Source organism: Marinobacter nitratireducens (assembly GCF_000708045.1).
In the GTDB taxonomy this organism is placed as follows: Bacteria; Pseudomonadota; Gammaproteobacteria; order Pseudomonadales; family Oleiphilaceae; genus Marinobacter; species Marinobacter nitratireducens.
Genome location: NZ_ANIE01000004.1, coordinates 41182 through 61092 on the forward strand (window position 1 = coordinate 41182; position 19911 = coordinate 61092).

Consider the following 19911-nt stretch of genomic DNA (forward strand, 5'->3'; position numbering starts at 1 on the left):
GGGTGCTTCATTCTTAGAGGCGTTGCTTAAAGTGCGCAGGAAGCCGCGCTGGCATCGCCGGTTTCGTCACTGGCGCAGCCATAGGAAATGCCATTGATGGTTGCCTGGGCCGGTGCCAGTCGTGCAGGTGCGGTGCCGCAGCTCAGCAGGTCAGACTGGGTTGCCTCAAAGAGCAGTCGTGCCTGAGGTTGCGGCGGATCAGCCTGCAAACCGTTGGCGGGATCGGTGGGGTCGGTGCCGTACACCTGGCCGAAACTGAGGTCACCGTTAGCTGAGGCACAAATCGCATCACCTTCTCCGAAGGGGGCGCCGAGCAGCGCGGCAGCCGAACCACTGTTGGCCATCAATTCGCCGATGCCGTCGTAAAGCACGGTTGGCATGCCGCCATGCAGTGCGGTGTATCCGGTGATGATGTCGGCGATCAGGTTGCCGCGTGGGTTGGCGCCGGAATCGCTGATGGTGTTGTCATGAAGGCTGATGTTCCGGGGTACCGGCTGCCAGCCGTCGTCTACGACCGGGCCGTATTCCGCGTAGCCATCGGCTGACAGCATCTGGTCGTCGGCCAGCAGGTAGCTGGTAATGGCCACAGAGAGGGTGTCGTGCCCCTTGACGGTGTTGTTGTACACCTCAACATCGGGTGTCGAAAGCACGATGATTCCAGTGCCCGGTGGGACGATATGTACACCGGCGGCAAAATCGCTGGTGTTGGCGAAGTTGTCGGTGTTGTTGTCTTCCACCAGGTTATCAAAGACCCGGACATTCGACCCGTAGTAGCCTTGGCCAATGGGAAGGTCGAACACCAGGATACCGCCTGTATTGCCGCGGGCCACGTTGTCGTAGACATCGGCATTGACCGAGTTCTCGATTTCGATACCAGCGACATTCTCCACGGCAACGTTGCGACGCACGACGATGTTTTCGGCCTGCCCGACATAGACGCCAGCGTCGGCAGAGCCGCGAACGTAGGAGTCCTCAATCAGAATGTTTCTGCTCTGAACAGGGTAAAGACCGTAGGCCCCGTTTTGTTCGTCAAGGGCGCCCTCCCAGACGGTGGCAACGTCGTCGAGGATAATGCCATCGGTATTGATCAGCTTGATGGCGTTGTTGGGCGCCTCATACACTCCCAGGTCCCGAATTTCGATGTCCTTACCGTTCTGGACAAAGATGCCATCGCCACCGGTCGAGTCGGTGAAATCGAGGATGGTTTTGTCTTTACCGTAGCCAAGGATGGTGATGTCCGACACCGGGGTGCCCGAGCCGCTTGAATCGCCATCGAAGGTCAGGGTGTCAGAAATTTCGAACCGGCCCTCAGGAAAAACAATGACATCGCCGCTTTCGGCCGTGATGAATGCTTCTTTTGCCGCACGAGTGAGATCGTCTGCAGGAAGCATGATCGCGTTTTCAGGGAAGGTCGGTATGCTTTGGGCGCTGCTGTCAGAATCAGATCCGCCGCACCCGGTTAGCGTCAGGGCCAATCCGATTGCAGCCGGCCCGATGCGCTTGCCATAGCCTACAGTCATTTGAGTCGTCTCCGTTGTTTTTATTGATTGCCCGATTGGGTCCGGGCCAAATCACAATAAGAGGGCCGGATTGCGGGTGGCTACAACAACGGATATGCAGATGTAATCAAAGAGTGTGCAGATCTTTTAAACGGTATATGGAACAAAGGGTTATGAAGTGGTTTTGGGGTGTTTTGCTGGCCTTCCCAAAATGTTGAATTCAAGAATCTGCACACACGGTTTGGGGCGTTTCACCTTGCCGGTAGGCGGATGGTGTTGTCTGCATGATGTCTCTGAACGCTCTGTTGAAAGAGCTCAGTGTGCGGTATCCGACATCCAGGGAGATGTTCAGGATCGGGGCGTCCGGTTGTTCTCGAAGATGCCTTGCGGCTTCGGCAATGCGCAGTTGATTGATATAGTCATTGAAGTTGCGGTAGCCCAGAGTTTCGTTGATCACCTTGCGCACCCGGTACTCCGGGATACTCAGTTCTGAAGCCAGCCTTTTCAGGGTCAGCTTTTCCTCTTTGTAGAAACCTTCTGCCATCAGGATTTGGAGCTGACGGGCATCTTCCTGTGACTTCTCACCGTTTTCTGACAAGGGCTCCGAGCTGACCGGGTTCTCGGTGCTGGCAGATGGCTGTGGTGCCAGATCCAGGAGGCCCTCTCTGGTGGAGACAAAACAAATGAGTATCGTGAGGGCTGCCAGGCTCACGATGGTTCCGCGGCTGGCTTCGTGGTAGAGACCAAAGTTAAGGCTGACTGTCGCCACAGTGACAGCCGTTCCCATCACCAGCAACAGAGCAAGCCTCGCTTTGCGCCGTGTCTCCACAAGATCGTCACGCCAGTGCCGAACAACGTAGAACAGGCCATGCAGTACGATGACGTATTCGAACCATCGGCAGAGCTCCCAGCCAAGGAATACACCCCAATCGGGCCAGGTGCCCGCTTCAATAAACGGGCGCGAGAACGCGGGTGATACAAAGGTATACAGCGCCATGCCCCCCCAGACAGTGAACAGTTTGGGGCGCGTTGCAAAAACCACCTGGCAGAGCAGCCAAAACAGTGCCGGCAGCGTGGTTTGCAGGTCTGATGTGATCCATCGCCAGTTTGCCGGTATCAGGGGATCGATCAGGTAGGCCGATGTGGCAATCAGAATCAGCAGAAAGAGTTGGCCAACCCTCACGTGCCTGAGGTCCCTCAGGGAGATGAGAAACAAAGATGCCAGGCAGCCAAGGCCGAACCCCGTCAGAGCATACATAGTGATCAACCGTTTTTTTATGAGTCTTGTTCTTGTCGGTCGTCAAGTATACCCAACTAGCGGGCCAGCTGTGACAGGTCCTCGCTGATTTGTGCGGTGGTTAGCCCGGGGCGGATCAGCAGTCGGGCTTCACCCGTGCGGTCGAACACATAGACCGCGCTGCTGTGGGAAACGTTGTAATTTCCCTCAGCGTCGGGCTCGTCATAGCCGAAGGTCGTTCGGTAACGCTTGGACAGCCTGCGCAGGGCGTCTTCGGCGCCGGTCAGGCCCACAATCCCCTCACCAAAGAACTGCACGTAGCTTTGCAGCCGTTCTGGCGTGTCCCTCTCAGGATCGACACTGACAAACAGGGTGGTGACATCGTCACGGTAAGGCTCGGGCAGTTGCCGGATAGACTGACGGAGACCGGTGAGGGTGGTCGGGCACACATCCGGGCACGAGGTGAATCCGAAGTACAGCAGCCGGAGTGAGCCGCTGGAGTCTTCCTCCGTCACGGTGTTGCCGCCGGTGCCCGTCAGCTCGAATTCCAGCGGCGGCATCAGGCCGCTGATGTCCTTCGCGTGCCAGGTTTCATTTCCGCCTGAACAACCGCCCAGACTCATTGCCAGCGTTAGGAACGGGAGAGCCAGCCAATACCTCATTGCGCATTTTCTCCTGCCAGTGAGCGGACCCCAACGACTTTTCCATCCTCATGCATGGCCCGCCTCAGAACAATAAGAATACCGATCACACTCATCATCGCTGGTGGTATCCAGGTCAGGAGGCCTCCGAGGAGTTGATCGGTTTCCGGTGCCATGGGCCAGGCGCGACCGCAGACCTCGTACACGTCATAAACCATGCCGCGGGAAAATACGATCCAGGCGCCAAGCACCATCTGCGGAATGGCGACCAGTGCCAGGATCAGAATGCGTTTGCCGTAACCCAGAGCACTGGTGGTGGCCGGGGATCTGGGATCGAACATCAACCACCAGAACAGCAAACCATCCAGCAACATGCTCCAGTTCATCAGCCAATACAGCGAGCGCGACAGCATGGCGTCGAAATGGATGGGTGGCCATAACCAGAAATAGATCAGACCGACGAAAAGGAATGCGGCAATCACCGGTTGTTGCAGACCACGATAGAGCCAGCCAATAGGGCGGAGCCAGCTTTGCAACGGCGGTGCGATGCGCTCGGACCAGAAACGAAAAACAGGCAGCGGATTGGAGAGGGCGATCAGGAACGGCCCCAGATGATGCAGGATCAGGTGCTGCCCCCGGTGCACGAAGAACATGTACTGGGAGTAGTAGTCGAAACGGGTCTGCATGACCCCGTAGCAAAGCAACAGGCCGATCAGGAAAGCGGTGATGCGCACAGAGCCGGGCCGGCGCTGCTCTTCCATGTTCAGAAGCGCATAACCGTAGGCCAGCAACACCAGGGCGAACGCCAGGATTGTCAGCGGTGAGAAGTCATAGGGCGCCAGAACGCCGAAATCGGGCATGGAATCCACTCTGTGTGCAAACCCGGCCAACCGGGTTTATCTTTTTATTATAGAACTGAGTGTTGACCCCAGAGTCCCGGATTGCAAGGGAAATCCTTCCTGATAAGGAGACCATTGATGACGCAGTTCAAGGATGCCATTTCCCCGCCCTCGGTGCTGATTTTTGACTGGCACGGCACGCTGGTGGATACCCACGACGCCATGTTCAGCGCCATGGAAGACATGCTCCCCCAGCTGGAAGAGCTGGAATTGGTGGAGCGACTCTTACCTGAGGATAAATGCCGAACACAGGATGATGCACGGCTGGTCCGGTACATCCGCATTTTCCGGCGTCTGCATCCGCGCATTCTGGCAGAACGCCGGGTGTCCCGGACCGATATATTCAACGCCATTTTCGGGGACGATCGCGATGCCAAACTGGTCGCTCACAATGCCTACAATGCGGCCTATCGAAAATACTTTGGCAAGGTCAAACCGTTCCAGCCGGGGGCCTACGAATACCTGTCCGCGTTAAAGGAGATGGGAATCAAGCTGGCGGTGTCCACCAACCGGAACCGGGAATTTCTGGACAAGGAGCTGGAGATTGTCGATGAGGGTCGGTGGCAGCACCTGTTTGATGCCACGGTCTGCGCGGACGATGTCACCGAATACAAGCCGGACCCGGAAGTGATCACCAGAACCCTGGAGAAGCTTGGATTGCCGGTTGACGAACGGGCCTGGTACGTCGGGGACAGTTATGTGGACATGCTCACGGCGAGTAAGGCGGGCGTGGCCCGGGTGTTCTATAACGGTGCGTGCTGGGAGCCGGATCGAATCGCCAGCTGGTTTTCCCACCGTGATGCTCCGACGGCGATACTGGATAGCTTTGAGGACTTGCTGGATCTGCTGGCGCTTCTGGAGCGCAGCCATCCCGAGCACTTTCTGCAGCCGCCTTCGGATGTTCGCCCCAAGCCATTCCCACCTCCTCAGCGGCCAGAACCCCGGGTAGAGGCAGACTGGCACCCGGCTGTCGTCAAGCTGATCCGCCCGTCGGTGGTGCTCTTCGACTGGCACGCGACCCTGGTGGACACGCTGGACGCCATGTACCACGCGGTTGATGACATGCTGCCGGAATTCCACAAGCTGGATCTGATGGATCGTATGGTGGCTCCCGAAGACAGTAAAACGCCGGAAGATGCACGGCTGGTCGCCTATGTGAGGGAATTTGCGCGCCTGCACCCGAAGGTGAAAGCGGACCGTAAAATCTCCCGCACGGATATCTTTGAAGTGCTGTTTGGAGAAGATCAGGAAGCAAAGCAGGTCGCACACCGGGTCTTCAATTATCATTACCGGACTCACTACGGCACAGTGAAAGCGTTCGAACCTCGAGTGAGGGACGTGCTGGAAGGTTTGCGGCGCCTGCACATGCAGGTCGGGGTTATTACCAATCGTGACCGGGAATTTTTTGAGCACGAACTTGCAGCGGTGGAGGGAACCGGCTGGGTTGAACTGTTTGATGTGGATGTCTGCGGCGATGACACGCCGCTACGAAAGCCCCATCCGGATCAATTGCTACTGGCGGTTCAGAAGATGGATTATCCCCCGGATCCCAGTGTCTGGTACGTGGGCGACAGCACCACCGATGTGATCGCAGCCAAGCGTGCGGGCATGACGTCGGTTTTCTTCAATGGCGCGCAATGGGATCAGCCGTGGCTGAACCGGATATTTCCCGGAACCCACAAGCATCCTGACAAACCCGATGTGGTGGTTAACGATTTTTCTGAATTCTGGGCGCTGGTCCTGGCGTGCGAGGTTGGTCCGCCGTAGGGCCTTGGGCCTCACCATCACCGCTCTGCAGCGCGGGTTCGATGTTCAGGCCGATGGCAATGGCGCCAATCGGGGTGTTGCTTCCTTCGGGAGTAACGGCAGCGCTGATCATGATCTGGAATCGTTTGGTCGAGGCGTCGTAGCGGATTGGCGAAATATACAGAGCATCATGCTCTTCCTCGGATGGCTTCATGATACGGCGGAACTTGGCTTCGTCGCCTTGCCAATAATCCGAGGTGAGCTGGCTTATGGCGCTGAGTGTCCCCATGCTGTTCATCAGCAATACCTCGGTCACCAGTGTCTCATGGTTTTTTTGCCAACCCTTGAGTGCGTGAGAGCTGGGGAGGTCGAGGATTCGGGATGCCAGTTTTGAGGCATGATTAGGGGCAAGTGCACGCCACTCGCTGTCCAGGGTCAGTGCTTCGGCAAGGGTGTCGACTTGGGGGCCGGTGTCCAGGGCCTGTCTGAGGTCGACCGTTGCGTTGAGGTCAGCAAGCAGATGCGCAGCCAGCTGTTTGACATGCGTGCGCTCCTGCATCGACAGTGTCAGGGTATCCTTCGTACATTCCGGCAAGGCTTTATTGAACCGGTCCAGGAACCCCGGGTGTGAGTAGGTGAAGGCTTCGGCGAGATAAAGGTGCAGAGGCGCGTATCTCACAAAGGTAGTGTGCAGGTCGGACTCCTCAGCGTGCATGTTTGTCATGACACGCTCGTCGAGGAGTGCGACGTCAATGCGGTTTCGTTCAAGCAGGGCGAGCAACTGTTGGGCAGACGTCACTCCGAGGAACACGTTGTAGTTATTGGCCAGCAACCACGCCTGTTCGTTACTGCCTGAGACGACACCAATTCTGGCGTCTCTGCTGATCGGCCCTGGTGTGTTGGAAAAAAAATACCATTTCTCGAGAGAGACCGGGTCACTCCGTCTGGCGATGGCGTCGAGCTGAGCCGAAGGATCGACTGCAAAAAAGCCATCGACCAGATTCCTGGCCAGGGAATGAACCGCTCTTTTTTGCGGTGCAATCTGTATGCTGGTCTCCCAGCCTGCTTCCCGCGAAGCGCAGCGAATGGTTTCGGTCGTTTCGCCACGGACAGTGGGCTTCGAGATCGGGCCCGAGGAAACCTGATAAGGCGGGGCCAAAAACGTATAGAGGCTGAGATCCGAAGAAGACGCCTGAGACGAGACAACAAAAAACAGCGCCAAGGCTCCGATCAGTAAAGACCGTCGTTCCATCATCACCACCATTCATTCCATTTGTCGGCGCGACTTGAGTTTTCAGCTTAGCAGCTGCTTCTAGATCTGCTCGATGTTTTCCAGCAGGGTCTCTGCGCGGGCAATGATTTTTTCTTTCCTGCCGGGGTCCTGTCTGTCCCAGTTCCGGTACATCATGCCCATTCGTGGGTTGCCAGAGAACTGATCACGATGCCTGTCGATGAAGTGCCAGTACAGGGCATTGAATGGGCAGGCGTCTTCTTCCGTAGCCTTTTTGACCTTGTAGTGGCAGTTGCCGCAATGGTCCGACATTCGCTGGATATACTTGCCGCTGGCGGCATAGGGCTTGGACCCGAGATAGCCACCATCGGCATGCATCACCATGCCCAGCACGTTGGGAAGTTCGACCCAGTCATAGGCGTCAGCGTACACGGCCAGGTACCAGTCGCAGATCTCTTCCGGCCTGACGCCGGCCAGCAAGGCAAAGTTGCCGGTCACCATTAACCGCTGTATATGGTGGGCATAGGCGTTCCGGCGTGTCGCATCGATGGCTTTTTGCATGCAGCGCATCCGGGTGTCGCCGGTCCAGTAGAACCAGGGTAGCGGGCGGTTGTTCCCGAGACGGTTCTCCTTGGCGTAATCGGGCATGTGGAGCCAATAGATGCCCCTGACAAACTCACGCCAGCCGATGATCTGGCGAATAAACCCTTCCACGGCGTTGATGGGCGCTTGGCCCGAGTGCCAGGCCTGAGCGGCGGCTTCGCAGACCTCAAGTGGGTCGAGAAGTCCGCAGTTAATGTAGGGAGACAGGATCGAGTGAAATAGCCAGTCTTCGCTGTCCGATATGGCGTCCTGGTAATCGCCGAAGCAGGGCAGTGCGAAGTCGATGAAGTGATCCAGCGCCGCCCTGGCATCCTGTGATGTGACTGCAAAATGGAAGTCTTCGGTAGTGCCGAAGTGTTCCGAAAAGTGCCGATCGACCAGGGTAATGACCTCTTGCGTGGTCTTGTCGGGCTCGATGCGGAAAGGTGGGGGCGCGCCGGGCTTGCCGCTCCACTTTTTCCGGTTGTCGGCATCGAAGTTCCAGTGACCGCCTTCAGGGGCACCCTCTGGCGTCATCAACAAGCCGGTTTTTCGACGCATTTCCCGGTAGAAATACTCCATGCGAAGCTGTTTCCTGCCGGAGGCCCAGTCAGCAAATTCCTGCTTGCTTGCGATGAAACGGGTATCGGGGCGGATATCGACCGGAAGTCCGAGCCTTGAGGGCCAGTTGCTGATCTGTTCGTGCAGACGCCACTCTCCGCATTCCGTCGTGATCACCCGATCTGGAGCGAATGAGTGAACTTGCTTAGCGACAACAGATTCAAGGCTTTTGAACGAACTGTCCGGGTGGTATTCGTGGTAGTGAACCTTCCAGCCCTCGCGTTCGAGGTGGTCGGCAAAATGGCGCATGGCACTGAACAGCAGTACCAGCTTTTTCTTGTGATGATTGGTATAGCTGGCCTCGTCACCGACCTCCGCCATCACGATCAGGTCGTTTGTCGGATCGGCTCCTTTGAGGGCACTGATGTCGGTGCTGAGCTGGTCGCCGAGTATGAGGATCAGATTGGCCATGGTCGCCGCATTGCTCCGTTGTAAGAAGGTCTCACCCTTTGTGGGTAGTGAAGATACGCCAACAGCGCAAAGGTGGTTCAGGGAAGAGATTGGTAAACTGGTAAACAGGTTTCAGGTGACACGAGTCAAGGCGGGCAGGATCCGCTTCACCTAGACTGAGCAAATTCCGGCCGATGGCCCCTTATTCGTTTTTTCAGTTCAGGTTCTGATTATGCCTCATACCTCCGCTGCCGCACCCACCGAGTCTGCGCTCCCCACCTTTATCTGGGACGACGCACTGATTCGCCGATATGATCTCAGTGGCCCCCGCTACACGTCCTACCCCACAGCGGTGGAATTCACGTCGGATTATAGTGTGGAGGATATGGTGAAAGCTGCGGGTCGCAGCAAGGCCAGTGGTCGCCCCCTGTCCCTGTATACACACCTGCCGTTCTGCGCGCATCTTTGCTATTACTGTGCCTGTAACAAAGTGATCACCAAAAAACGTGACAAGGCGATGCCCTACGTCGAACGCTTGCTGAAGGAGGCGGCCATCCAGTCGAAGCTTTTCGGCGCGGACCGTCCCGTTAAGCAATTGCATTGGGGCGGCGGTACACCCACGTTCCTGCCAAGGGACGTCATGCAGCACCTGATGGCCGGTTACGGCGAGCTGTTCAACCTGCAGTCCGGCGAAGACCGGGACTACAGCGTCGAAATTGATCCACGGGAAGTGGATCAGGACACCTTGCCGACACTGTGGGAGCTTGGCTTCAATCGCATCAGCCTCGGGGTGCAGGATGTGAATCCGGAAGTCCAGAAAGCGGTCAACCGGATCCAGCCCAGGGACATGACCGAGTCAGTGCTGACGGAAGCCCGCCGGCTGGGCTTCCGGTCCATCAACCTGGATCTGATCTACGGTTTGCCTTACCAGACGCCAGAGAGCTTCGCTGAAACCCTGGAGGCGGTTCTGGAAATGTCACCAGACCGCCTGTCGGTGTTCAGCTATGCCCACCTGCCGGACCGTTTCTACCCACAAACCCGGATTCAGGCGGATACGCTGCCAACGCCGCAGCAGAAACTGACGATTCTCCACAACACGATCAATCGCCTGCTCGAAGCCGGGTACGAATATATTGGCATGGACCATTTTGCCAAGCCGGATGACAGCCTGGCGGTTGCCCAGCGGGAAGGGCGCCTGCACCGGAATTTCCAGGGCTATACGACCCATTCCGATTGCGATCTGGTCTCCCTCGGTGTATCGGCCATTGGCCAGACAGACGATGCCTACTTCCAGAACAACCATGATCTCCCGGCCTGGGAAAAAGCGATCGATGCCGGTCAACTGGCGATCACGCGTGGTGTCGGTCTGACACGGGATGATCGACTCCGCCGCTGGGTGATCGGCCAGCTGATCTGTCAGTTCCGCCTGGACCGCCAGCAGTTTGCAAACGAGTGGAACGAAGACTTCGATCGCTATTTTGCCGATGAGCTGAACCGCCTGAAACCGATGGTTCAGGACGAGCTGATTGCTGATGATGGTTCCATTCTGCAGGTTCAGCCGGCGGGCCGTCTCCTGATTCGCGCAATCTGCCAGATTTTTGACCTCTACCGGAAAGAGGGCGCAAGCCAACGGTTCTCCCGGATTATCTGATTCGGACTGAATTGCCTCCAGCGCTGTGATTTATCCGTACTAGACTGTAGGACTAAACCAAAAGCGATGAGGGCGTTGAGTGGGATCAAGAGACCTGGTTTCTTCGGAGGTTGCCGCTGCGGGTAGCGGTAAACGTGAAAACGAACCAAACGCGGACAATTTTGACTACGATGGTTGCCTGAGGGCGTGCGCGGCCGGTGACAAATCCGCCTTGAGAGCGCTGTATCTGCGTGAGAGCAAACAGTTGCTTGGCGTGGTCACAAGGATAGTGCGTGACCGCGCAAGGGCTGAAGATGTGCTTCACGATGCGTTTGTGCGGATCTGGCGTCGCGCCTCTACGTTCGATGCGTCCCGGGGTGGTGGTCGTGGTTGGGTTTACACCGTCGCCCGAAACCTGGCCCTCGACTTTGTGCGGGGGGCTGGCAAACATTCCGGTTCCGAACACCAGGCCGCTGATGATGAAATAGATTCCCTGGCTGATCCCGATGATACGTCCCGCTGGCTGGAAAAAGTCGGATCCTCCCACTGGGGCGGGGACAGTGCGCGATTGCAGGAGTGCCTTGAACAGCTGGAACCCACGCCCCGCGCCTGCATCTTTCATGCTTATGTAAACGGTTATTCGCAGTCCGAAATCGGCGACCTGATCGGTGCGCCCGTGGGCACCGTCAAGTCGTGGATAAAGCGAAGCCTCGTGGCGTTGCGGGGGTGCATGGGATGATGAATCAACATGATGATATGAGCACGGATGAAATCGCCGGGCATTATGTGTTGGGAACGCTCGCCGAAGAGGAGCGGCGCCAGGTTGTTGTCCGGCTCAGTGAGGATCAGGAGCTGGCTGATGCCGTGCGTTACTGGCAGGAACGTCTTGTCGGCCTTTGCGATGTAGCGGAGCCCGTGGAGGCGAACGATGCGGTCTGGGAGCGAATTTCTTCCTCCATTGATCAGTTGACGGCGTCCTCAGCTCCGGAGGACGAAACGTCCTCATCCTGGTTCGTGTCGTGGTGGAATAACCTGGCGTTCTGGCGGGGCTTCTCGGCAGCGGGCTTCGCCTGTGCGCTTGCGCTTGGTATTGCCTTGGCGATCTACCAACCGAGCTCGCCCAGGTACATGGTTGTACTGGCAACGCCGGAAGGCCATTCACCGGGTTGGGTGGTGCAGGCCAGCAATTCACGCAAGCTAACCCTGAAAGCCCTGGGCAGTTTCGAGGTTCCCGAGGGTAAGGCCCTGGAGTTCTGGACCAAGGCGGACGACTGGGACGGGCCGGTATCGCTGGGGCTCGTTGAGCCCGGGCAGCCAATTCAGATCTCCCTGGACGACTTGCCACCACTAGAGGAAAACCAGCTGTTTGAGATCACGCTGGAAAACTATGGCGGATCGCCTATCGGACGTCCCACCGGGCCGATTCAGTTTATTGGTCGGGCGGTGACGCCTATCTGATCTGGCAGTAACAAAAAGCCCGGCACGAAGCCGGGCTTTTTTATGATCGCTACCCGATCAGAGTGGGTTGATGATGATGGACTCCGGCGCCGTTGCTGCGAGGGTGTCACTCGGTGCCACGTTACCATTGAACGACGGGTCGGTCAGGAAGTCCCGCCAGACCTGGATAGTGCCGTTTGCCTTCTCAGCCACGTAGAGATCCTGGCCGTCAAAGGCGATGTCCACCGGGTTACCAAGGCCGGTCACGTCAGCGAGGGTACCTGGATTGGCAACTCGTTTGCCGACATTGGTGAGGCCATCCGCGTTTGAGGCGGTCGGTAGTGTCATCAGAGCACCATCACTATTGGATGCGCCAGAGCCAACATCGGCGACGATGAGGGTATCGGACGCCTGGTCATAGCGGATGCCATGCAGGTTCGTGGGTGCTGCAAAGGCTACGCCGCCAGATGCAGGCGTGATAATGCGGTCTGGCCCTCCGGCCCCCATATCCCCCGAGAATCCGTCATACGCGGCCACTGTGCCGTTGGTCAGTGCCACAAACAGGGTGTCCAGGGATGGCGCATAGTCGCTGTCCCAGGGGGCCACTCCGTTGGTGTCGACGACAACCGGTGTGGCGTTGCCGCTGTCACAGAGGCTGAATACCAGCACTTCTGCACCACCCTGCTCAGCGACGATCATCACGCCCAGATCGTCAGCCAGCTCAATGCCTTTTGGTGAGAGCAGGCGGGTGTTGCTGCCGGTAATCTGGCGATCCCGTGACATGTTCAGGCTATCCGCCGGATCCCGACTGTCGATGGCACCGACCACCGCGATGCCGCTGTTGGCCTGGGTGCCGTCGTCGTAGGTCAGGTAGGCGTTGCCGTCTCTGTCGAGCGTGATGTTCTCGGCGCTGGTCAGTCCCGAGGTGAACGCCAGGGCTGAGGCATCCAGATTACGGGAGGTCAACTGAACATTGGCGTTTGCGCCGGGGTTACTGGTGTAAAGCAGCGAGTAAGGCGTGTTGCTGTCTGAAATGTCGGTTACGCCGGGAGCCGGCATCAGATTCTCCACCACCTCGATGGATTCCGGGGCCGGAGTGTCCAGCACAACATCCGCAGCGACATTGCCTCCGGACGCTTCGAAAATGTTGCGATAGACCAGCAGTGCGCCGCCATCATTGGCTTTCTCGGCAATGCGTACGTCGGTGCCCGTTAACTGCAGGTCCACCGGATTGCCGAGCCTCGTCATGCTGCCTTTGAAGGTTGTATCCGCGGCGACGGTGCCGTCGGCGGTGCTGGCATTGCTGACCACATACAGCTTACCGTCGGTGGCGGAGCCCGCCTGTCCCACATCGGATACAACCAGGCGGTCGCTGGCCGTGTCGTAATCAATCCCATGCAGGTTCACCGAGGTCTGATCATCGTAATCTGTGATCGCAAAGACTCGGGTTGGGCCGTTGGCTGAGACGGTGAAATCGGCGGTGAAATCATCGAACACGCCGACGGTACCATCGGTAAGCGCGGCAAAAAGACGGTCACTGGTAGCGTCGTACACGATATCCCAGGCATTGGCCGGCAGGGCAATCGTAGCGACAGGCGCCACGTTACCCGCAGCGGAGTCGCCAAACACCAGCAGTGTCTGGGCGCCGACATTGGCGGCTACGGTCAGGCCGGCAGAGGCAATGCGTGCAATACCTTTCGGGCTTGCCAGGGTTGTATTACCTCCGGTGATTTCGAAGCTGGCGTCCGCTGAGTCACGGGTTGGCGCGTTACACGAGGTGACGATTCGCCCGGTACTCATCAGATCGCCTGCCTGCACCAGCCGGGCTGAGGGCGTCACCAGCAGTCCTTCGTTGGCACCGGTGCTGTATGTATTGAGCAGGCCAAGGTTTTCGTTGCGCACTCTGACGTTGGTGTCTCCACTGCCGCTGTTGCTGGCCACGTAAATCCGGGCGCTGGCAAAGGCCGGGCTGCCGTCCGGACCGCTGACGCCAATCAGGCCTTGAGCGCCATCATCGCCGTCCAGGGTGCAGCCGGAGAACGTGATCGTAGCGCCGGCAATCGCAACGGCAAGAAGGTGCTTGGAAAAGGGATGCTTCAGGCTTTGTTTCCGTTCGTTCCGCATTGCTGATTCCTCGTTGTTTTGTTGTCCGTTTACAGGCCCGGCTCTTTCCGGGTGCTGTAAACGGACTACGGGGAAGCAATGAATTTGGAGGCAGTCAGATTGCCTGGCTGTTTGCAGGCACCCTGAACTGGTTGGCCAGATCCTGAAGTTGTCGTGCCAGATCCGCCTGTTCTGCGGTGACCTGGGTGATTTCCTGGGAGCCGGTCAGGGCCAGGATGGCCGACTCGCTGATGGATTCCATATTGCCTGCCAGCTCCCGGGTAACGGCGACCTGCTCCTCTGACGAGGCGGCAATCTGCGTTGCCATGTCCGATATGCCATTCACGTCCGTCAGGATCTCGGCAAAGGTGGTTTCCATCTCGGAAGCCTGCTGGCTGGTTTCGTTGGCCAGGGTATGAGCGGTGGTGATGGATCGGCTGGCACTGTCGGTGCTTTCTTTGAAGCTGTTGATGATGTCTTCTATCTGTGTGGTCGATTCGTGAGTCTGCCGAGCGAGGGCTCTGACTTCATCTGCGACGACCGCAAAGCCTCGGCCATGTTCTCCGGCCCGGGCGGCTTCGATGGCGGCATTGAGTGCCAGCAGGTTGGTCTGGTCAGCGACGTTGCGGATGACATCCACCACATCGCTGATGGAGCTGCTGCGTTCTTCCAGCTCAGCAATCACCTGATTCACGTCCTGAACCGATCTGGCGAGATTGCGAATCCGGGAGACCGAGGCATGCAGAACCTTCTCGCCATTCTGGCTCTTCTCCATGGCGCGTCGGGAGGCCTCGGCAACCTGCTGCACATTGCTGGAGATTTCTTCCGATGTGGCCGACAGTTCCTCGGTTGCCGCCGCAACCTGTTCAATCTGTTGCTGCTGATGTTTTACCTGCTCGGCATTCTGGCCCGCCGTTGAACTGGTTTCCTCGGTCGCGGTGGCCAGCTGGATGCTGGACCGGTCGATATGAAGCAGCGCGCGGCCAAAATGGCCGAACAGTTCGTTGACTGCGGCGGCGATAACGCCGTTCTCGTCCTTGCTCAGAACCTCTACCGGACTGCTCAGGTCCTTGTTGTCCATGGCATGGCGAACACCTGCCAGCAGACCGCTGACTTGCCGGTGGATGCTTCGGGTAATCATGAACATCATCGAGACAACAAGAAGCATTGCGCCCGCTGCAATGGTCGAAGCCAGTATCAATCCTTGTTGGGCAGACGCCACGTCCGAGTCAGCCAGGCGTTCGATCTGAGTGAGAAGCCCGGACCGGATGTCGTTCATGGCATCGATTCGATCGGTTGACGTGGCAAACCAGTCACCACTGTCGAGTCCGTACAAGCCCGATGGGCTGGCCATCAGTGTCTCCCGCATTGTCTGCATGGCCTGGGCTTCGTGGCGTTGGGGAAAGGCGAGGATCTGCTCCCGAACGTCAGCGGAAAGGCGGCTGCCCGCTGTCCGCAGCAAAGCATCCTGCTGGCCTGCGAGCGACGAAATTCGGCTCAGTGTCGGCAAGTTGAAGGTGCCACCACGGATAAGACCAGCACCCACCGCCCGCTCCCGGCCCGCCATTTCCGCCGCGCCTGCGAGGGCGTGGTAAGCGCTGATCTGTCGGGACAGTTCAGGATCGCTGGCCTGGCGGACGAGCAGGGGAATCCGGTTCACAATCTCCATAATCAGGCCGGTGTAGCGTTGGGCGGATTCGGCGCTGCTTACTTGCCGGCGATCGACACCTGCGCGTAGCCGATCCAGCGTGCCGATGTCCTGCCGGAAACGTTCGAGACTTTTGCCGATCTCAGAGCTGAACCCGGTGCTTGAGCGCAGCTCGCGAATCCCCTGTTGGTAGCGTTCCAGGGCCTGATCTGAGGCGGCGCGTTGGGTGTTGAGCGCCCTCGAGGCGTCGGCCTGCCCCTGCGCACCTGCTTTGCTTGCCAGCGCAACGGCCGAGCGTCCACGCTCCCGTTGGAGTTCCTCGACCAGCGGGTCGCCCAGCCGGGCCAGCGTGGCCATGGCTTGAAGCTGGTGCATGTCGTTCAACACATTGGCGTTGCGGCGAATGCTGTCTCCGGCAAGGAAAGCGATCACAAGCAGGGCCGGGATAACCAGCATAACCAGCTTGCCGCGAATGGAGAGATTGTTGAGGAAGTTCATGATGTGTCCCTATCAGTATTCAATAGCCACATTTTGCAAAAGCCCGGCTGCGGGCACTATTGGCTGCTTGGGGTACCTGAAGGGGTATTCCGCTCTTTGTAAGTTGTTGTAATTTGGTGTTAGTTGCCTGAATTGCGTTCGGTTTTTCTATCGGTAGGGGTAAGTGCCGGGAATACCTCCAATGAGGTATGGAAAGCATTTCCGCGAGTCCGGTGACAAAGGTCAAGGTGCCCCGGTTGGCAGCCCGTTAAGGTGCACGGGTATTTTTCAGCGGAGAAAACCATGGAGCTCGTATGCCCGGCCGGCAGTCTTCCGGCCCTGAAAGCCGCCGTGGACAACGGTGCCGATGCCGTCTATTTCGGCTTCCGCGACAGTACCAATGCCCGCCAGTTCGCCGGTCTGAACTTCAACGACAAGCGGGCGGCTGAGGGCATAGCGTATGCCCATGCCAGGAACACCCGGGTGTTCTGTGCCATCAATACCTACCCGCAGCCTGAGGGCTGGGCCCAGTGGACCGCAGCGGTAGACCGTGCGGCCGGTCTGGGGGTGGATGCCATTATCCTCGCCGATATGGGGTTGCTGGATTACGCTGCCAATAAACACCCACACATCCCCCGTCATCTTTCCGTACAAGGGTCAGCAACCAGCTATGAGGCCCTTTCGTTCTATAAGGACAACTTCGACATCCGCCGGGCGGTTCTGCCCCGGGTGCTGTCGCTGGATCAGGTACGAGGCGTGGCGAAACACAGCCCAGTGGAGCTTGAGGTATTCGCGTTCGGTAGCCTGTGCATCATGGCTGAGGGACGTTGTTACCTCTCCTCCTATCTGACAGACGAATCCCCGAATACCCGGGGCGCCTGCTCCCCCGCCAAGGCGGTGCGCTGGGAGGAAACCCATCAGGGCCTGGAGTCGAGGCTGAACGGTGTCCTGATTGATCGCTATGGGGCGGGGGAGTCGGCTGGCTATCCCACACTTTGCAAGGGCCGTTTCGAGGTGGAGGGCAGTGTCTATCATGCCATTGAGGAGCCGGTCAGCCTGAACACCCTGGATCTGTTGCCTGAGTTGAAGGACTTGGGGATTGCGGCGGTCAAGATTGAAGGTCGCCAGCGTAGCCCGGCCTATATCGCGGATGTTGCCCGGACCTGGAGCCAGGCACTGGACAATCTGGACCGCACTCCCGGCATGTTCACGGTCGAGAATGCATGGCGGCAGACCCTGTCCGGCCTTTCCGAAGGCGGTCTGACAACGCTGGGTGCCTACCATCGTAAGTGGAAATAAGGGTGTACCAATGATGAAACTGTCGCTCGGGCCGATTCTCTGGTTCTGGTCCAAGCAAACCGTATTCGATTTCTACAGCAAGGCCGCCGAGTGGCCGGTGGATACCATTTACCTGGGCGAGGCCGTGTGTGCCCGTCGCCGGGAACTGAAACCGGACGACTGGTTTGCGCTGGCCCGGGATCTGCGAGCGTGCGGCAAGGAGGTCGTGCTCTCGACCCAAACCCTGATTGAATCGGAAGCGGATCTCAGACGCCTGCGCAGAATCTGTGAACAGGATGACTTCCTGGTGGAAGCCAACGATCAGAGCGCTGTGCAGGTCGCGGTCCGACACCAGATTCCGTTTGTGACCGGCCCGTCCATGAACATCTATAACGTGGCCTCGCTCGTGGTGCTGGCCAAGCAGGGGCTCCGGGGCTGGAGTCTGCCCGTGGAGCTGGGCAAAGACACATTGCAGCAGCTGCTTGAAGGCCTGTCTGCGTCCGGACTGGAATTGCCGGCGGAGGTATTTTCCTGGGGATTCCTGCCCCTGGCCTGGTCTTCCCGTTGTTTTACGGCTCGCCATTACAATCTGCCAAAAGACAACTGCGAGTTCCGCTGCCTTCAACACCCGGATGGCCTGGCGCTCCGGTCGCGAGAATCCGAGGAGCTGTTCCGCCTGAATGGCATCTCCACGCTGTCCGGTGCCCGTTATGATCTAATGCGTGAGTTGCCGGACATGGCTCGCATGGGCGTGGGAACAGCACGTCTGAGCCCCGAATTACACGGAATGGAGGAGGTGATTGCGAGGTTTGACCAGGTGCGTCGGGGGCTTCTTCCCGAAACTGATCCCTTGACGCTGGTGGAAGCGCCTCCCTGCAATGGTTACTGGTATGGAAAACCGGGGATGGCACAGGTTCTCTGATCAATTAATGCTAAACATGTTAATAAAAATGATTTTCATCCACTTAAATTGATAAGAATCATTATTGATTGAGTTTTTGTGGGGTAAGTTATGCATGGTTGTCCACGGGGTATGCCATGCAATCGATTCCCATCAAAGATGTCACAGAACCGGAGTTGACGACTCGGTTCATCCGCGACCAGGTAAGTGCGCCGGAGCAAACGTCTGTTGAACGTTTGCTTGCCGGCATCCGCCCCTGGCTTCCCTGGGTCCACCTGGCCATGTTTCTGGTTTTCCTGGCGGTTCTGGTGGTTCCGGTCTATCTGCCGGAATCCCCGGAACAGGCCACCTTTCTTGATGACGGCCGTGTCTTGGCCAACTACCTGCTCTGGGGTGTCTGGTTCCCTCTGGTGTTCTTTTCGGTGGTGGTGACCGGACGGAGCTGGTGCGGCTTCCTGTGCCCGATGGGCGCTGCGGCGGAAGCCGCCAACCGCCGGGGATTACAGTGGGCAACGCCGGCCTGGATTCGCTGGCCGGGTACCCCAATCATCAGTTTTGTCGTGATCACCATTCTGGGGCAGACGACGGGTGTTCGCGATCATCCCGAAGCAGCGTTGGAAGTATTCGGCGGCACCTTCGTACTGGCGATTCTGGTTGGCTGGCTCTGGGGCCGGAACAAGCGGGTATGGTGTCGTCACCTTTGTCCGATCGGCCTTTTGCTCGGGGTATTTGCCCGACTCGGAGCCGTCCAGCTGTCGCCCCGCATGAGGAAAGCCGGATCGGACCGGTTGACGGAAAAAACCATCTGCCCGACCTATATCGACCTTCCGAGGAAACAGGCTGCCCGACACTGTATTGAGTGTTTGCGATGCATTCTGCCGGGCCATAAGGCTGGGCTGGCGGTTTCTTTTCGCAGGCCGGGACGGGAGTTGGAGTCCATTCGGCATCACCAGCCGGATGGCTGGGAAGTCCTGTTTATCTTTCTCGGCGCGGGCATCGCACTGGGTGGTTTCCTGTGGCTGGTCCTGCCGTTCTACGACACCTGGCGTCAGTCTGTGGGTACCTGGTTTATCGAGCAGGGGCAGTACTGGATCGGTGAGCCGGGGCCTGCCTGGCTAATGAGCGTGCATCCCGAGCGCCGGGAAGTCTTTCGCTGGCTCGACTTTCTGATGATCGCCGGAACCATGGTGTCTGTCATGGTGCTGTCTGCCTTGATTCTGGGCCTTGCGTCCCTTGCCAGTGCGTCTCTGGCCCGTCGCTTTGGCGGCAACTGCAAGACCCCTCAAGCAATGATCCAGATCGGCTACAGCCAGGCACCTGTTGCGCTCATGGCCCTGATGATAGGTCTTGCCACCGAGTTGTTCACGCCGTTTTTGGGGCTGGGCATGACCCACACCCAGGTAAACCATGTGAAAGTCGCGATGATTGTACTGGGCTTGCTGTGGAGCCTCTGGCTGGCCTGGAAGATTCTCGGCGGGCTGGGTGTGAAACGCGGCCGTCTGGTGAGCATCCTGCCCACCGCATTGGGAAGCACCGCCATGGCTGCCGCCTGGTGGATAGCGGTTCTGTGAGGGACCGAGTGCGAAAATAT

General features: G+C 58.2%; 15 protein-coding genes. 7 read left to right on the forward strand and 8 right to left on the reverse strand.

The genetic code is table 11. From position 1 onward, the window contains the following. Positions 1-26: 26 nt before the first annotated feature. The 4 genes from D777_RS17820 to D777_RS06530 all read right to left on the reverse strand — a co-directional run bounded on the left by D777_RS17820 (position 27) and on the right by D777_RS06530 (position 4237). Positions 27-1520 (reverse strand): parallel beta-helix domain-containing protein, encoded by a 1494-nt coding sequence (locus D777_RS17820; RefSeq protein ID WP_051668983.1) that lies wholly within the window; start codon positions 1518-1520, stop codon positions 27-29. Between the two features lie 199 nt (positions 1521-1719). Continuing rightward, the gene (locus D777_RS06520) at positions 1720-2757 is read right to left on the reverse strand and encodes a helix-turn-helix domain-containing protein (RefSeq protein ID WP_036129719.1); all 1038 of its coding nucleotides are present in this window, start codon (positions 2755-2757) and stop codon (positions 1720-1722) included. A gap of 56 nt (positions 2758-2813) precedes the next feature. Further along, complete coding sequence (locus D777_RS06525; RefSeq protein WP_036129721.1) at positions 2814-3398, reverse strand: SCO family protein; 585 nt, start codon at positions 3396-3398, stop codon at positions 2814-2816. Then, positions 3395-4237, reverse strand: a complete 843-nt coding sequence (locus tag D777_RS06530; RefSeq protein WP_036129724.1) for a cytochrome c oxidase assembly protein — start codon at positions 4235-4237, stop codon at positions 3395-3397. Before D777_RS06530 ends, D777_RS06525 begins: the two co-directional genes overlap by 4 nt. 117 nt (positions 4238-4354) lie before the next feature. Here D777_RS06530 and D777_RS06535 point away from each other — a divergent pair, with 117 nt between their 5' ends. Then, the gene (locus D777_RS06535; RefSeq protein WP_036129728.1) at positions 4355-6043 is read left to right on the forward strand and encodes an HAD family hydrolase; all 1689 of its coding nucleotides are present in this window, start codon (positions 4355-4357) and stop codon (positions 6041-6043) included. Here D777_RS06535 and D777_RS06540 read toward each other — a convergent pair. After that, positions 5985-7277: a type 2 periplasmic-binding domain-containing protein gene (locus D777_RS06540; protein WP_160171428.1), complete on the reverse strand. Its 1293-nt coding sequence runs from the start codon at positions 7275-7277 to the stop codon at positions 5985-5987. The genes D777_RS06535 and D777_RS06540 overlap by 59 nt on opposite strands. A gap of 57 nt (positions 7278-7334) precedes the next feature. Further along, a complete protein-coding gene (locus D777_RS06545) occupies positions 7335-8867 on the reverse strand; it encodes a cryptochrome/photolyase family protein (RefSeq protein ID WP_036129730.1) in 1533 nt (510 codons plus the stop codon). A 211-nt stretch (positions 8868-9078) separates the two neighbouring features. Between D777_RS06545 and hemN the strand changes: the two genes are divergently transcribed. From hemN to D777_RS06560, 3 genes are all read left to right on the forward strand, one after another. Next, positions 9079-10497: an oxygen-independent coproporphyrinogen III oxidase gene (hemN, locus tag D777_RS06550; protein WP_036129732.1), complete on the forward strand. Its 1419-nt coding sequence runs from the start codon at positions 9079-9081 to the stop codon at positions 10495-10497. 178 nt (positions 10498-10675) lie between these two features. After that, positions 10676-11215 (forward strand): sigma-70 family RNA polymerase sigma factor, encoded by a 540-nt coding sequence (locus tag D777_RS06555; protein ID WP_036129979.1) that lies wholly within the window; start codon positions 10676-10678, stop codon positions 11213-11215. Continuing rightward, on the forward strand, positions 11215-11934 hold the full coding sequence (locus D777_RS06560; RefSeq protein WP_036129981.1) for an anti-sigma factor: 720 nt from the start codon (positions 11215-11217) through the stop codon (positions 11932-11934). Before D777_RS06555 ends, D777_RS06560 begins: the two co-directional genes overlap by 1 nt. Positions 11935-11991: 57 nt before the next feature. Here the strand turns inward: D777_RS06560 and D777_RS06565 are convergent, their stop codons facing one another. Beyond that, positions 11992-14037: a hypothetical protein gene (locus D777_RS06565; RefSeq protein ID WP_036129735.1), complete on the reverse strand. Its 2046-nt coding sequence runs from the start codon at positions 14035-14037 to the stop codon at positions 11992-11994. A 94-nt stretch (positions 14038-14131) separates the two neighbouring features. Further along, positions 14132-16162 (reverse strand): methyl-accepting chemotaxis protein, encoded by a 2031-nt coding sequence (locus D777_RS06570; protein WP_036129737.1) that lies wholly within the window; start codon positions 16160-16162, stop codon positions 14132-14134. A 282-nt stretch (positions 16163-16444) separates the two neighbouring features. On the opposite strand from D777_RS06570, the gene ubiU reads away from it, so the two are divergent. The 3 genes from ubiU (at position 16445) to D777_RS06585 (ending at position 19891) form a co-directional block, all read left to right on the forward strand. Further along, entirely contained in the window at positions 16445-17440 is a 996-nt protein-coding gene (ubiU, locus tag D777_RS06575) for a ubiquinone anaerobic biosynthesis protein UbiU (protein WP_036129738.1), read from the forward strand. A 10-nt stretch (positions 17441-17450) separates the two neighbouring features. After that, a complete protein-coding gene (locus D777_RS06580) occupies positions 17451-18341 on the forward strand; it encodes a U32 family peptidase (protein WP_036129739.1) in 891 nt (296 codons plus the stop codon). 116 nt (positions 18342-18457) lie between these two features. Further along, a complete protein-coding gene (locus D777_RS06585) occupies positions 18458-19891 on the forward strand; it encodes a 4Fe-4S binding protein (RefSeq protein ID WP_150112619.1) in 1434 nt (477 codons plus the stop codon). Positions 19892-19911: the final 20 nt, after the last annotated feature.

Bases quoted from the DNA above. Each gene is read 5' to 3' on its own strand.
- hemN (WP_036129732.1), top strand. From the start codon at position 9,079: ATGCCTCATACCTCCGCTGCCGCACCCACCGAGTCTGCGCTCCCCACC.
- D777_RS17820 (WP_051668983.1), bottom strand. From the start codon at position 1,520: ATGACTGTAGGCTATGGCAAGCGCATCGGGCCGGCTGCAATCGGATTG.
- D777_RS06585 (WP_150112619.1), top strand. From the start codon at position 18,458: ATGCAATCGATTCCCATCAAAGATGTCACAGAACCGGAGTTGACGACT.
- D777_RS06570 (WP_036129737.1), bottom strand. From the start codon at position 16,162: ATGAACTTCCTCAACAATCTCTCCATTCGCGGCAAGCTGGTTATGCTG.
- D777_RS06580 (WP_036129739.1), top strand. From the start codon at position 17,451: ATGATGAAACTGTCGCTCGGGCCGATTCTCTGGTTCTGGTCCAAGCAA.
- D777_RS06520 (WP_036129719.1), bottom strand. From the start codon at position 2,757: ATGTATGCTCTGACGGGGTTCGGCCTTGGCTGCCTGGCATCTTTGTTT.
- D777_RS06545 (WP_036129730.1), bottom strand. From the start codon at position 8,867: ATGGCCAATCTGATCCTCATACTCGGCGACCAGCTCAGCACCGACATC.
- D777_RS06535 (WP_036129728.1), top strand. From the start codon at position 4,355: ATGACGCAGTTCAAGGATGCCATTTCCCCGCCCTCGGTGCTGATTTTT.
- D777_RS06560 (WP_036129981.1), top strand. From the start codon at position 11,215: ATGAATCAACATGATGATATGAGCACGGATGAAATCGCCGGGCATTAT.
- D777_RS06565 (WP_036129735.1), bottom strand. From the start codon at position 14,037: ATGCGGAACGAACGGAAACAAAGCCTGAAGCATCCCTTTTCCAAGCAC.
- D777_RS06540 (WP_160171428.1), bottom strand. From the start codon at position 7,277: ATGATGGAACGACGGTCTTTACTGATCGGAGCCTTGGCGCTGTTTTTT.
- D777_RS06525 (WP_036129721.1), bottom strand. From the start codon at position 3,398: ATGAGGTATTGGCTGGCTCTCCCGTTCCTAACGCTGGCAATGAGTCTG.
- ubiU (WP_036129738.1), top strand. From the start codon at position 16,445: ATGGAGCTCGTATGCCCGGCCGGCAGTCTTCCGGCCCTGAAAGCCGCC.
- D777_RS06530 (WP_036129724.1), bottom strand. From the start codon at position 4,237: ATGCCCGATTTCGGCGTTCTGGCGCCCTATGACTTCTCACCGCTGACA.